Raw genomic sequence first — 13,776 nt, 5'->3', positions numbered from 1 at the left:
GATGGAGTCGGGCCTCCAGTTTTTTGGAGGCCCTTTCCGGAGGAGGCAAATCGATTTATTTAGGCCCCAAAATCTTCCCCAATTTCTCCGGCGAAGGCGCCCCTTGTTGCTGCTGCAACCCACCTTTGTCATCCAGATAGAAAATCGCCGGCGTCGCCGACAATTCCAGCTCCTCCATCAACTTCATGTTGCTATCAAGCTTGGCCTCGATATCCGCCGGGATCTTGTCCAGTGCCTGCAACTTGCTGCCCTTGCCAGCGGCTTCGTGTTCCTCCAGGGCTTTTTGTGGGTCTTTGGCGGCGAACAACGCAGCCGATTTGCCCGGGCTGTCTTCGCGGATGATGCCGACCATGATGTGGCGCAATTGCACCTTGCCGGCCTTCACCCACGGGCGGGCCTGTTCCCAGAACATGTTGCAGTAAGGGCAGTTGGGGTCGCTGAACAGGTAGACGATGCGGGGGGCTTTAACGTCGCCGTCCTGGATCCAGCTGCTTTTTTCCATCTTGGCCCAGACTTCCTTGGCCATCGGCGCGTACACCAGCTTTTCCAGGGGCGCGCTGCTCAGGTCGTTGCCCTGGGCGTCGTACAGGTTGCCGGCGAGCACGCTTTTGCCGTCGGCGGTCAGGTAGAGGGCCATGCCGCGGTTCTGGTACTGGGCGGCGTAGCCGGTGAGGCCGCTGGGGGCGTCGAACTTGCCGAGGATCTTGGCGCCCTTGGCTTCGATCTGTTTGATCGGCGCCGGCCAGTCTTCGGCCTGGGCCAGGGTAGCGGCCAAGGTCAGTGGCAGCAGGGTCAGCAGGTGGCGGAGGCGAGGCATGTCGGTTTCCTTGTGGCGGCAGGGGCGTTGTCGAAGGGTTCCATGGCGCGGGCCAGGCTGGCCTGGGACAGTTCACCAAGGTGGCTGTTGATCAGGCGTCCATCGGCTTGGTAGAACAGGGTGGTCGGCAAGGCCATGGAACCTACGGCCTGGCCGAGGCGGCCGCTGGCGTCGAACAGCACGTTGTCGAGGGTCAGGCCCTGGGTGGCGAGGAAGGTGCTGACGCTTTGCATGCTTTCGGCCTGGTTGACGAACAGGAAGGTCACGTCGGGCCGCTGGTGTTGGGCGCGCTCCAGTACTGGCATCTCGCGGCGGCACGGCGGGCACCAGGTGGCCCACAGGTTGATCACCAGCGGGCCGCCCTTGTAGTCGGCCAATTGCACCACCTCGCCATTGGCATTGCGCAGGGTGATGTCCGGCAGTTGCGAGCCCTTGTCGTACAGGCTCAGGGACAGGCTGGTCATGCCCCAGAACACCAGGCCGGTGATCACCCCGGCACTCAGCGGCTTGCGCAGGGCCGGGCGCCGCCAGCCATAGGCCAGCGCACCAAGGACCAGGGCGATCACGCCGGGCCAGGCGAGGAAGCCACCGTCGCGCAGGTCGACCATCTGCACCCAGTCGTTGCGGTAGTCGCTCCAGTACATCAGCACAAAGCTGACGCGGGCAGCGAGCATGCCCAGCAGGAACAGGCTGAACAGCACTGATTCCGGGTTTTCACCACCACGCTTGGCCACGCGCCAACCCACCAGGGTGGCGAGAATCAGCGCACTGATCAGCAGGATATGATTCAGGGCAATGGCGAAGGTGCCGATGGTCAGGGTCAGCATCAGAGAGCGTCTCGGGTTTGCATCCAGCGTTGCAGGAAAGCGGCGGCATCCACTTCGCCGGTGATGCGTTGGGCGCGGCGTTCTTCACCGTCCGGGCCGATCCACACGAAGCTCGGTGGGCCAGGCACTTTGTAGCGGCCGAGCAGCGCGCGGCTGGCGGCGTTGTCGGCGGTGACGTCCAGGCGCAGCAGGCGTACGTCTTTGAGCGCCTGCATGACTTCGGGTTTGCCGAACACCTGCTTTTCCATGATCTTGCACGACACGCACCAGTCGGCGTAATAGTCGACCAACACCCATTGGCCTTGGGCCTTGGCGCTGTCGAGCTGGCTTTGCAGCACGGCCGGGTCGTTGATGGTCATGAAGGCATCGTGGGCGGAGGCTGCGCCAGCGACCCGTGAACCGCTGTAGACCTTCAGCGGTTGCCACAGGTCTTCGCTGCCCCCCGCTGCGCCCACCACCAGCACCGCGCCCCACAGGCCCAGTACCAGGGAGCCTGCGCCAAATACCTTGGCGGCCAGGCCGTATTCGCGGGCCAGGGTCCAGCCGCAGTAGGCCATGACCAGCGCGAGTACGCCCCACAGGCCGATCCACAGGTTTTCGCCGACCACCGGGCGGATCATCAGCACGGCGGTGCCGAGGAACAGGAAGCCGAAGATGCCCTTGAGCACGTTCATCCAGGTGCCTGGCTTGGGCAGGAAGCGGTTGCCCACGGTCACCAGCAGCAACAGCGGAATGCCGATGCCGATGCCCATGGCGAACAGGATCAGGCCGCCGTGCAGCGCATTGCCGCTCTGGGCGATGTACAGCAGGGCACCGGCCAGGGGCGCGGTCATGCACGGCCCCACCAGCAGGCCGGACAGCGCACCGAGAATCCCTGCGCCCACCAGGCTGCCACCGCTTTGCTGGCGGCTGACGTTATCCAGGCGATCACGCAGGAAGGCGGGCAGTTGCAGTTCAAAGAAACCGAACATCGGCAGGGCGAGGATCACGAACAGCGCGGCGAAACTGCCCAGGATCCACGGGGTTTGCAGGAGCGCGGCGAGGTTGGCGCCAAGCAAGGCAGCCAATACGCCGAGCGCGGCATACACCAGCGCCATGCACACCACATAGCTGCTGGCCAGGGCAAAACCGCGACGCGGGCTGGCACCACTGCCCACCACCAGGCCGGCGAGAATCGGCAGCATCGGCAATGAACACGGTGCAAAGGCCAACAGCAGTCCCAAGCCAAAGAATATCAACAGGCTCCAACCCAGGCTGCGTTGTTGCAAACCGCTGGCCAGGCTCTGGTCCTGGGCTTGTGCGGCGGTGGCGACGGCCGGGTTGCCACCCAGGTCCACGGTGATCGACTGCGGCGGGTAGCACAGGCCCGCATCCGCACAGCCCTGCCAGCCCAGCTTGACCTGGCCGGTGGCGCCGGCGGGAATCTTCACTTCCAGGCCTTGGCGATAGACCTCCTGGTCGCCGAAGAACTCATCGCTGTGATCCTCGCCTTTGGGCAGCACGGGTTTTTCGGCCAGGCCGTCGAACTTCATGCGCTGCTTGTACAGGTAGTAACCGTCGGCAATCTGCCAATACAGCTGCATCTCGCCACTTTCAAGACGTTCGGAGGTAAAGATGAAGGCCTTGCCCACCGGGAGGAAATCGGGTTTGGTCTCAAACGGGTTGCCCGGCACGGCCTGGGCCAGCCCCGCGAACAACACCAGCAGAAAGGTAAACAGATGCCGCATGGTCAAGCCTTAGTTCGATGCAAGTAGGCACACAATGTGTGGCGTTGATTAACCGATGATTAACCACGGCTATTCTAGATTGAGTGAGGGGTGTTTAGCGGCATAATCTGCGCTTAATCCGCTGCCCCTTTAATCTCCCCATCTTTCATGAAGGGTTCACCATGCACGTACTGGTCTGTGAAGACGACAAACTGATCGCCAGCGGCATTGTGGCCGGCCTCACCGCCCAGGGTTTCACCGTTGAACACGTGGCCACGGCGGGCGCCGCACGCGCGATGCTCAAGGCGGCGACGTTCGACATCATGGTGCTCGACCTGGGCCTGCCGGATGAAGACGGCCTGAAGTTGTTGCAGCAACAGCGCAGCCAGGGCCTGGAGATTCCGGTGCTGATCCTCACCGCGCGGGACTCGGTGACCAATCGCGTCGACGGCCTGCAAGCCGGCGCCGATGACTACCTGCTCAAACCCTTCGACCTGCGCGAACTCGCCGCGCGCCTGCAAACCCTGCTGCGACGGGTGGCAGGGCGCAGTGTCAACCTGATCGAGCATGGCCGCCTGGCCTACGACCCCAGCAGCCGCGAAACCTTCCTGGGCGGCGAGCCGGTTGACCTGTCGCGTCGCGAGCAGGCGCTGTTGCAAGCCCTGCTGCACAACAAAGGCCGGGTGCTGTCCAGCGAACAGCTCAAGGACAGCGTCTACGGCTTCAACGACGAACTGGAAAGCAACGCGCTCAACGTGCATATCCACCACCTGCGGCGCAAGTTGGGCAACGGCATTGTCGAGACCGTGCGCGGCCTCGGCTACCGCCTGGGCCCAGCCGATGGGGGCGAGGACGTATCGTGAAAAGCCTGCGCCTGCGCCTGACGTTCAAGCTCGGCGCCGCCTTTGTGCTGATCTGGGCCCTGGCGGCGGCCTGGATGCTCAACGACCTGCGCAACCAGATGATGTTCTCCCTCGACCAGCGCCTGGTGGCGTCGGCGCGCATGGTGGCGGGGCTGACCGAACAGATGCCCGGCCTGGCCAGCGTCAGCGGCGGCGCGCATTTCAGCGCTGAACAATTGAATGTGCCCGGCGGCATGGCCTGCCAGGTCAGTTCCCTGCGCGGGGAAATCCTGGCGCGCAGCCACACCACGCCGGATGAGGGGCTGGAGTCGCGCAAGAGCGGGTTTCGCGACCAGGTCGTCGATGGCGTGGGCTGGCGCAGTTTCACCCTGTCCCGTGGCGACCTGCTGATCACCACGGCCGACCGGCAAGTGGAGCGCGAGGCGCTGAACCTGTCGATCCTGCTGGCGGCGTCGGTGCCGGTGGGCGTGGCGATGCTCGGCTGCCTGTGCCTGTTGTGGCTGGGCATCGGCCAGAGCCTGCTGCCGCTCAACCGCATGCGTGACGCCTTGATGCGCCGCAGTGCCGATTCCCTTGAACCGTTGCAGATCCACCCGTTGCCCAGCGAACTCGAGCCACTGCTGGACACCCAGAACCAGCTGTTGCAACGCATTGCCAAGACCATCGAGCGCGAGCGCCGCCTCACCGGTGACGCGGCCCACGAACTGCGCAGCCCGCTCACCGCGATCAAGACCCACCTGCAAGTGGCGCGCATGACCGAAGGCGCGGCCCGCGACCAGTCCCTGGCCCATGCCGAGGAGGGCGCCGACCGCCTGCATCGGACCCTGGAGCAATTGCTGTTGCTGGCACGGGTCGAGGGTAACCTGTCGTTTGACGATGGCATGCACTCCAGCGCCGAAGAAGTAGCGCGCCTGGCGATCCAGGATGCCAATGCCGGTGACAATTCGCGCATCGACCTGATCCTGCCGGACGACCTTTCGGCCACCCCGGTGGACATGCCGGTGGGCCTGGCGGTCGCCGCCTTGCGTAACCTGCTGGACAACGCGTTGCGCCACACGCCGACCGATACCCGGGTGGAACTCAGCGTATTCACCGCCGCCGATAATGTGGTGTTCCGCGTGCGTGACCACGGCAAGCAGATTGCCCCCGAGGACTTGCAGTACCTGACCCAACGCTTCTGGCGCAACGGTAACAGCGAAGGCTGTGGCCTGGGCCTGGCGATCGTGCAAGCGATCGTGCAGCGCTGTTCCTGCTCGTTGAAGTTCGACAGCGGGCCGGACGGACTGCGCGTTGACCTGGGTATGCCACTGCGCTGCTGATCACTTTTCTTTCAAGTGCCAAATAGCTACCGCCCTCCTGAAGTTGAAGCCTTCAGGATGGCGGTAATTTTTTGCGCTTGAACGGGCTGAATGACTCGGCCTGTATTGAAAAAGGACGGTTCTCATGTTGGTCATCGATACCAGTTTCCCTGCCAGAGGCTTCAACGATCGCAACGGCGAGCCCGTGCGGCAGGTGATCCTGCATTACACCGCAGCGCCTTTTGGTGCCTCACTGCGCACCCTGACTCAGGATGGGGTGAGTGCACACTACTTGCTGCCCGACCCTGATGAGCCCGACTATCGCGCGGCTGGCTATGAAGAGCTGCGTGTCTTCCGGTTGGTGGAGGAAGACCAGCGCGCCTGGCACGCCGGGGTGAGCCATTGGGCGGGGCGCGACAACCTCAACAGCCGCTCGATTGGCATCGAGATCGTCAACCAGGCGCGGGATGACGGCGGTGTGTTCACCTTTGCGGCCTATGCGCCGGAACAGACCGACGTGTTGATTGCACTGGTTCGCGACATTCTTGAGCGATACCCGCAGATCGGGCCCACCGACATCCTCGGGCATGCGGACGTGGCGTTCGGTCGCAAGAGTGATCCTGGGCCGCGGCTGCCGTGGCGGTGTCTGCATGAAGCGGGAGTGGGGGCCTGGTTTGATGAGGCGACACGGGCGATGTATCAGCGCCGGTTTTGCCTGGGCCTGCCGCCGGAGGTCGAGGTGGAGCGGGCGTTTCAACGCTATGGCTATGCGCCGGCGAAGAACCGGCAAGGGTTTGAACAGAGGACGCGGGCGTTTCAGATGCACTTTCGGGCGCGGGATTACTGCGGGTTCCTGGATGCGGAGACCTGCGCGATTTTGTATGCACTGAACGAAAAATACCGCGGTCTTTGACGCCGAACGCAATTCCAATGTGGGAGGGGGCTTGCCTCCGATTGCGCTCTGTCAGTCCCGACACCAGTGACTGATCCATTGCTATCGGGGGCAAGCCCCCTCCCACATTTGGTTTTGTATTCACTGGCGAGTGATCAAAGGCCCTAAATCCCCTCGACGCTGGTGCGTTTCCAGAACAGGAAATCCGTGCGCATGCCCCTTGGGGCCAGACGCCAGCGGATCGGCAGTTTGGTCACCATCATCAGCGTATTGAGGGATCGAGAAATGTCAGTCGCTACCAGCCGTATCGAAGACGCCCAGGTGCATGAAACGCTTTACCAGTTCGACGAAACCCCGCTGCTGGCCCGTCAGCGCCAACAGGAATCCAATGCCCGCAGCTACCCGCGGCGCATTCCCCTGGCACTCAAGCGTGCCAAGGGGATTTACGTGGAGGACGTCGAAGGGCGCAGCTTCATCGACTGCCTGGCCGGCGCCGGCACCCTCGCGCTGGGGCATAACCACCCGGTCGTGATCGAGGCTATTCAACAGGTGCTGGCTGATGAATTGCCCCTGCACACGCTGGACCTGACCACCCCGGTCAAGGACCAGTTCGTGCAGGACCTGTTCGGTTTGTTGCCGCCGGCGCTGGCGCGGGAAGCGAAAATCCAGTTCTGCGGCCCCACCGGCACCGATGCGGTGGAAGCCGCATTGAAATTGGTGCGCACTGCCACCGGGCGCAGCACCGTATTGTCATTCCAGGGCGGTTATCACGGCATGAGTCAGGGCGCCTTGAGCCTGATGGGGAGTCTGGGGCCGAAGAAACCCCTGGGTGCCTTGCTCGGCAGTGGCGTGCAATTTCTGCCATACCCCTACGACTATCGTTGCCCGTTCGGCTTGGGCGGCGCGGAAGGCGTGCGGGTCAACCTGCACTACCTGGAAAACCTGCTGAATGATCCGGAGGCCGGTGTATTACTGCCGGCGGCGGTGATTGTCGAAGTGGTGCAGGGCGAGGGCGGTGTGATTCCGGCTGACCTGGACTGGCTGCGCGGCCTGCGCCGTATCACCGAGCAGGCGGGCGTGGCGTTGATCGTCGATGAGATCCAGAGTGGTTTCGGCCGTACCGGCAAGATGTTTGCCTTTGAGCACGCCGGGATCATCCCGGATGTGGTGGTGATGTCCAAGGCCATCGGCGGCAGCCTGCCGCTGGCGGTGGTGGTGTACCGCGACTGGCTCGACACCTGGCTGCCGGGCGCCCATGCCGGGACCTTCCGTGGGAACCAGATGGCCATGGCGGCGGGGTCGGCGGTGATGCGCTACCTCAAGGACCATGACCTGGCCGGTCATGCGGCGGCCATGGGCGAGCGCCTCGGTGAACACCTGCGCATCCTGCAGCGCGACTTCCCGCACCTGGGGGATATTCGTGGTCGCGGGCTGATGCTCGGCGTGGAACTGGTCGACCCGACTGGCACGCCGGACATTCAAGGTCATCCGCCGGTGCATCGCCAATTGGCGCCGCTGGTGCAGCGTGAATGCCTCAAGCGCGGGCTGATCCTCGAACTGGGCGGTCGGCATGGCAGCGTGGTGCGTTTCCTGCCGCCGCTGGTGATCACCGCCAGCGAAGTGGACCGGGTGGCGGACATCTTCGGACGTGCGTTGGCGGCGGCGGTCGCCAGCCTCTAATTTTTTGCCAGCCTGGTACGTTTCTACAGATATCGGTACTGCGCACGGTGCGCAGCCAGCCTTATAGCGATGGAGAACAGCAATGACCTCAGTATTTGACCGCGACGACATCCTGTTTCAGGTAGTGGTCAACCATGAAGAACAGTATTCCATCTGGCCCGACTACAAGGCCGTACCGGAAGGCTGGCGCACCGTGGGCAAGAGCGGCCTGAAGAAAGAGTGCCTGGCCTATATCGAAGAAGTCTGGACCGATATGCGTCCACTGAGCCTGCGCCAGAAGATGGATGGCGCCACGCTCGCTTAAGCACCGCAAATCAAATGTGGGAGCGGGCTTGCCCGCGATAGCGGTTTATCAGTCATCGAATACATCGCCTGACACACCGCCATCACGGGCAAGCCCGCTCCCACAGAAACGCTTTACAGTGCCTGGTTGGCGTACAGGTAATCCGTCGCCAACGCCGCCAACGTTCTCACCCCCACCACCAACGCTGATTCATCCACAAAGAACCCCGGGTTGTGGTTCGGCGCCGCCTTGCTCATATCCTGATCTCTCGGCGTCACCCCCAGGAACACAAACAGCCCCGGTGCTTCCTTGGCATAAAACGAGAAATCTTCGGCGCCGCCCACCAGCGGGCTGTGCACCACGTCATCCTTGGCCGCCCAGCGCAGGCTCGGCAGCATCTTCTCGGTCAATGCCGGGTTGTTGATGGTGGGGTCGTACTTCTCGATGATGGTGACTTCAGCCTTGGCGCCGCCGCTTTCGGCGATTTTTTCCACGGTCTGCCGCACATCCGCGTGCAGTTTCTGGCGGATGCCGTAGTCGTAGGAGCGAATGGTGCCGGTCATGTCCACCGACTCAGGGATGATGTTGTAGCGCGTGCCACCGTTGATGGTGCCAATGCTCACCACTGAGGGGAACGAGGAAATGTCGGTGCGGCGGCTGATCACGGTTTGCAGGCCGACGATGGTCTCTGCGCCCACGGTGATCGGGTCGATGCCGTCCCAGGGGCGACCGGCGTGGGTCTGTTTGCCGAGGATCTTGATGCGCAAGTCATCCGAGCTGGCCAGGGTCGGTCCCGGGCGGTAGGCAATCTGGCCGGCGGGTACACCCGCCCATACATGCAGGCCAAACACCGCGTCCGGCCTGGGCGCCTTCATCACGCCTTCTTGCACCATCATTTTGGCTCCCCAGGTATTTTTACCGTCGGGGATGAAATCACTCGGGCCTTCTTCGGCCGGTTGGAAGTAGAACACCACGGTGCCGGGCAGGCGCTCGCGCATGCCGGTCAGGATCTTCGCCGTGCTCAGCAGGATGGCGACATGGGCGTCGTGGCCGCAGGCGTGCATCACGTCGACATCCTTGCCCAAGTAGGTGCCCTTGGCTTTGGAGGCGAAAGGCAAGTCGGCGACTTCCTTCACCGGTAGTGCATCCATGTCGGCACGCAAGGCGACGGTCGGGCCGGGCAAGGCGCCTTTGAGTACGGCGACCACGCCCGTGCGCGCGACGCCGGTCTTGACCTCGAGGCCCAGGTCACGCAGTTGCTTGGCGACCAACTCGGCCGTGCGAGTCTCGGTGTTGCCCAGTTCAGGGTGGGCGTGAATGTCGCGTCGGGTTTCCAGCAGCGCCGGCTCGAGTGCTGTTGCCTGGGTGGCGATTGTCTCCCGGGCCCTGTCCTGGTCGCTGCTGGCGGCAATCACGACACTGCTGGCTACCGCGCACAGCATGCCGAAAGCCCATTGGTGTGTCAGACCGGTTAAACGCATAAGGACCTCTCCTGAGTTTATTGTTGTTGATCTTTCTCCTGCACCGTGCCGGCGGTCACCACCTGCACACTCAAACGCGGCGTAGCCAGATCCAGTCCTGCCTCATCCAGATGCCGTTTCAGCGACAGGTTGAACGCCCGCGACACTTCCCACTGTTTGATCGGCGCCGTCTTGAACCGTGCCCGCAGGATCGCGCTGCCCGACTCGAAACTCTCCACCCCCTGAATCTCCAGGGGCGACCAGATATTGCGGCGTTGCAGCGGGTCGTTGCGCATTTTATGGCCGACGTCGCGCATCAGCTTGATGGCGTCGTCGATTTCCATGTTGTACGGGATCGCCACCCGGAAGATCGCGTAGCCGAACTCCCGCGAGTAGTTTTTGATGCTCTTGATCTCGCTGAACGGGATGGTGTGCACAATGCCGTCGATATCCCGCAGGCGTACGGTACGGATGGTCAGGCCTTCCACGGTGCCCAGGTGGCCGCCCACATCCACGTAGTCGTCGATGGCCAGGGAGTCTTCGATGATGATGAACAGGCCGGTGATCAAGTCCGCCACCAGCGACTGCGCGCCAAAACCGATGGCCAGGCCGATCACACCGGCACCGGCCAGCAGCGGCGTGACGTTCATGCCCATGTTCGCCAGGGCGACAATGGCAGCAATGATAAAGATGGTCACGAACAGCACGTTGCGGATCAACGGCATCATGGTCTGCGCACGGGCATTGGCCAGGCCCTTGCGCGAGCGGGTGAGGGCATGATGGATCGCCGTGTCGCTGAGGATCCAGATCAGCCAGGCGAACAACAAGGTCCCGGCCAGGCCGAACAGCTTGACGCTGACTTCATGGCCATCGCCTTCGGTAAAGCGGATCAGCGACAGGCCCCACACCCGCAGGCCCAACTCGATAAACACCAGCCACACGATCAGGTGGGCCAGGGTGTAGACGAAGCTTTTCAGGCGTTCGGAATACAGCGCGTGGCGCTTGTGACCGCGTTGCGGCTTGAGCGCGTGGCGTCTCACCAATCCGTTGATCACCATGCACAGCACCAGCAGCACCGTACACAGCAGGGACTGGCGCAAGGCGGTGCTGGTATCGCCAGCCGAGACGAAGGTGGCGAACAGCGAGATACCCACCAGCAGCAAGGCCGGGATGTACCAGAAGGACCCGATGATTTCGATGGTGTCGCTGAGGGCGCGGCGCGTCAGGCGGCGCGACAGCGGCTGGTTGCGGATCAGGTGGGCGATGGGCCGGCGGAAACGCAGGATGAATACACCGGTCGACAGCGCCGCCATCACATTGGCGACTGTCGCGGCGGTGTGGGACAGGTGCTGGCCCAGGGCCTGGACCAGTCGCGGGTCGCTCAAGGCCTCGCCAAAGGCGGCAAAACTGCCGATCCACCACAGCGGGCGGAACGCCTGGTGGCGCAGGATATACAGCGCGCGATGACGGTGCGGGCCGTCGAGTACCGAAAAAGCGATCACGCAGATCGCCGAGAAACAGGTGCCCACCACCAGTGCGTAGGCCAGCACCATCGCCAGGGACTTGCCCAGGGACGAGGGCAGGGCGTAGCTCAGGTACACCGTGATCACCAGGGCGATCATCCACGGGCCGAGCTTGCGCAGGGCGAAGCGCACCATGTCCCAGGTGCGTGGATGTTGCGGCAATTCTTCAGGCAGGCCGAAACGTTCGCGCACTCGATGGCTGAGCCAGATCAGCGCGTACGCCAGCAGGCTCCACACCGCGAGGATCAGGGCAAAACCGAAAATGATCGGCAGCCATTCGTTGGCCGGCAGCATCAGCGCGCCGAGTTCTTCCTTGGCCAGGTCGACCTCGTTGGACCAGCGCCCCAGCGGGCTGTCGGCGCCCGAAAACTGTGCCTCGAGATTGGCCAGGGTGCCGCCGATCAAGCCCAGCACACCTTCCTCGGCGGCCGGCTGGGCCTTTTGCGTGGCGGCACGCAGCTTTTTCAGGTCGCTCAGCAACTGAGTGCGCTGCTGGTCGTTTTCCAGGGTCTTGATCACCTCGTCCAGCGACTGCCCCAGCGGCACTTCGGCCTGGGGTTGGGTCTTGTTGGTGGTGCCGAGCAGGCCGGGCAAACCCACGGCATGGGCAGGCGTGAGCGGCAGCAAGGTGAGCAGGGCGATCAAGCAGTAGCAGGGCAGGGCAAACAGACGGGAAAGCACGAGGCGGTCAACCTTGGAAACGACGGGTTGAGCGAGTGTACGAGTGCAAGCGTCATTCGGCCAGTTTGGCGAGGATCTTGTACACCACGGTGCCCAGGATCAGCAGCATGCCGAGCCACATGCCGAACACGCCAAGGGGCTTGTCGCGAAAGTTGAAACCCACGGCCAACATGATCATGCCGATCAGGATAGGGATAAGCATGGCGTGGAAGGAAGACATGGAGATCATGGTGCGACGGCCTTGTCGGAGTGGGAATACTGACAAGTCTAGGTCGGATTATGAGAAGTGCAGGTGATATAGATCAGGGGTACACAACACCAATGTGGGAGAGGGCAAGCCCCCTCCCACATTCAGATCAGGGCAGATCGTGGCTCGCGTAGAACGCCCCCAACACCTTGACCAGGTGCGCCAGGTCATGGCTGCCGCACAGTTCGCGGATCGAGTGCATGGCGAACGTCGGCAGGCCGATGTCCACGGTGCGCACGCCCAGGTGGCTGGCGGTGATCGGGCCGATGGTTGAGCCGCAGCCCATGTCGCTGCGCACCACGAAGCTCTGCACCGGTACTTCCTGGGCCATGCACAGGTGGCGGAAGAACCCGGCAGTTTCGCTGTTGGTGGCGTAGCGCTGGTTGCTGTTGACCTTGATCACCGGGCCGGCGTTGAGCTTGGGGCCGTGGTTGGCGTCGTGCTTGTCGGCATAGTTCGGGTGCACGCCATGGGCGTTATCGGCTGAGACCAACAGGGATTTCTGAATGGTGCGTACGAATTCATCACCTTCCGGCAGCAGGCGACGCAGGGTCTGCTCCAGCATCGGGCCATCGGCGCCGCACGCCGAGCAGGAGCCGACTTCTTCGTGGTCGTTGCACACCAGCACGCAGGTTTCTTCGCTGTCGCTGGTGAGCAGGGCTTGCAGGCCGGCGTAGCACGACAGCAGGTTGTCCAGGCGTGCGCCGGCGATGAAGTCACCGTTCAGGCCGATGACCGCAGCGCCTTGGGTGTCGTAGAAGCTCAACTCGTAGTCGAGCACCACGTCGGCGTTGAGTCCATGTTCGCGTGCCAGTTGATCGGTGAGCACGGCGCGGAAGTCCACGCGCTCGTCACCGGCAAATTGCGCGAGGATGGGCGGCAGCTCGGTCTGGGCATTGATCGCCCAACCCTGGTTGGCTTCACGGTTCAGGTGAATGGCCAGGTTGGGGATGATGGCAATCGGCAGCTTGAAGTCGATCAACTGGCTTTCGACCTTGCCGTCGCGGCGGAAGGTCACACGGCCGGCCAGGGACAGGTCGCGGTCGAACCACGGCGCCAGCAGCGCGCCGCCGTAGACTTCCACGCCCAGTTGCCAGAAACCCTGGCGTTGCAGCTCGGGCTGGGGCTTGACCCGCAGGCACGGGCTGTCGGTGTGGGCGCCAACCAGGCGGATACCGCCCTGCAGCGGCGAATGACGGCCAAGCTTGAAGGCGATGATCGAGGAGTCGTTACGGGTCACGTAATAGCGCCCGTTGGCCTCGGTGGCCCAGGTTTCGCGTTCGTCGAGACGCTGGTAGCCGGCCGCTTCCAGGCGCTGGGCCAGGGCGGCAGTGGCATGAAAAGGAGTAGGGGAGGCCTTGAGGAAGTCGATCAGGCCTTGATTCAACGCTTCGCGCATAAATAGCTCCAGACAGCAATGCGCGGAGTTTACCGTTCGATGGCAAGAAGTGCACAGCACAAATGTGGGAGGGGGCTTGCCCCCGATGGCAGTGGGTCAG

Annotated in this window: 12 protein-coding genes; 5 read left to right on the top strand and 7 right to left on the bottom strand. The window is 63.2% G+C overall.

Going from position 1 to position 13,776, the window contains the following annotated elements; translation table 11 throughout:
- Window positions 1-55: 55 nt before the first annotated feature.
- The 3 genes from dsbG to dsbD are packed head-to-tail and all read right to left on the bottom strand — an operon-like array spanning window position 56 to window position 3,371.
- Window positions 56-817, bottom strand: a complete 762-nt coding sequence (dsbG, locus tag LUU92_RS20320; protein ID WP_071490801.1) for a thiol:disulfide interchange protein DsbG — start codon at window positions 815-817, stop codon at window positions 56-58.
- Window positions 793-1,644 (bottom strand): TlpA disulfide reductase family protein, encoded by an 852-nt coding sequence (locus LUU92_RS20315; RefSeq protein ID WP_257102561.1) that lies wholly within the window; start codon window positions 1,642-1,644, stop codon window positions 793-795. Before LUU92_RS20315 ends, dsbG begins: the two co-directional genes overlap by 25 nt.
- Window positions 1,644-3,371 carry a protein-disulfide reductase DsbD gene (dsbD, locus tag LUU92_RS20310; RefSeq protein ID WP_257102560.1) on the bottom strand — a complete coding sequence of 576 codons (1,728 nt, stop codon included), beginning with the start codon at window positions 3,369-3,371 and terminating at the stop codon, window positions 1,644-1,646. Before dsbD ends, LUU92_RS20315 begins: the two co-directional genes overlap by 1 nt.
- A gap of 161 nt (window positions 3,372-3,532) precedes the next feature.
- Between dsbD and LUU92_RS20305 the strand changes: the two genes are divergently transcribed.
- From LUU92_RS20305 to LUU92_RS20285, 5 genes are all read left to right on the top strand, one after another.
- Window positions 3,533-4,213, top strand: a complete 681-nt coding sequence (locus LUU92_RS20305; protein WP_071490798.1) for a response regulator — start codon at window positions 3,533-3,535, stop codon at window positions 4,211-4,213.
- On the top strand, window positions 4,210-5,532 hold the full coding sequence (locus LUU92_RS20300; protein WP_071490797.1) for an ATP-binding protein: 1,323 nt from the start codon (window positions 4,210-4,212) through the stop codon (window positions 5,530-5,532). Before LUU92_RS20305 ends, LUU92_RS20300 begins: the two co-directional genes overlap by 4 nt.
- Before the next feature lie 124 nt (window positions 5,533-5,656).
- Complete coding sequence (locus LUU92_RS20295) at window positions 5,657-6,424, top strand: N-acetylmuramoyl-L-alanine amidase (RefSeq protein ID WP_071490796.1); 768 nt, start codon at window positions 5,657-5,659, stop codon at window positions 6,422-6,424.
- 264 nt (window positions 6,425-6,688) lie between these two features.
- Window positions 6,689-8,083 (top strand): aspartate aminotransferase family protein, encoded by a 1,395-nt coding sequence (locus LUU92_RS20290; protein WP_092243138.1) that lies wholly within the window; start codon window positions 6,689-6,691, stop codon window positions 8,081-8,083.
- Between the two features lie 82 nt (window positions 8,084-8,165).
- Window positions 8,166-8,387, top strand: a complete 222-nt coding sequence (locus LUU92_RS20285; protein ID WP_071490794.1) for an MbtH family protein — start codon at window positions 8,166-8,168, stop codon at window positions 8,385-8,387.
- Window positions 8,388-8,500: 113 nt separating this feature from the next.
- Here the strand turns inward: LUU92_RS20285 and LUU92_RS20280 are convergent, their stop codons facing one another.
- The 4 genes from LUU92_RS20280 to LUU92_RS20265 form a co-directional block, all read right to left on the bottom strand.
- On the bottom strand, window positions 8,501-9,847 hold the full coding sequence (locus tag LUU92_RS20280; RefSeq protein ID WP_071490793.1) for an amidohydrolase: 1,347 nt from the start codon (window positions 9,845-9,847) through the stop codon (window positions 8,501-8,503).
- A 17-nt stretch (window positions 9,848-9,864) separates the two neighbouring features.
- Window positions 9,865-12,030: a mechanosensitive ion channel family protein gene (locus LUU92_RS20275; RefSeq protein WP_071490792.1), complete on the bottom strand. Its 2,166-nt coding sequence runs from the start codon at window positions 12,028-12,030 to the stop codon at window positions 9,865-9,867.
- A gap of 52 nt (window positions 12,031-12,082) precedes the next feature.
- Window positions 12,083-12,259, bottom strand: a complete 177-nt coding sequence (locus LUU92_RS20270; protein ID WP_163034621.1) for a hypothetical protein — start codon at window positions 12,257-12,259, stop codon at window positions 12,083-12,085.
- A 127-nt stretch (window positions 12,260-12,386) separates the two neighbouring features.
- Complete coding sequence (locus LUU92_RS20265) at window positions 12,387-13,676, bottom strand: M18 family aminopeptidase (RefSeq protein WP_071490791.1); 1,290 nt, start codon at window positions 13,674-13,676, stop codon at window positions 12,387-12,389.
- Between the last annotated feature and the right edge of the window lie 100 nt (window positions 13,677-13,776).

This window comes from Pseudomonas extremorientalis (assembly GCF_024584605.1).
GTDB classification, from domain to species: domain Bacteria; phylum Pseudomonadota; class Gammaproteobacteria; order Pseudomonadales; family Pseudomonadaceae; genus Aquipseudomonas; species Aquipseudomonas extremorientalis.
The sequence above is the reverse complement of the archived record's forward strand: the minus strand, read 5'-3'. Positions and strand labels throughout refer to the sequence as shown.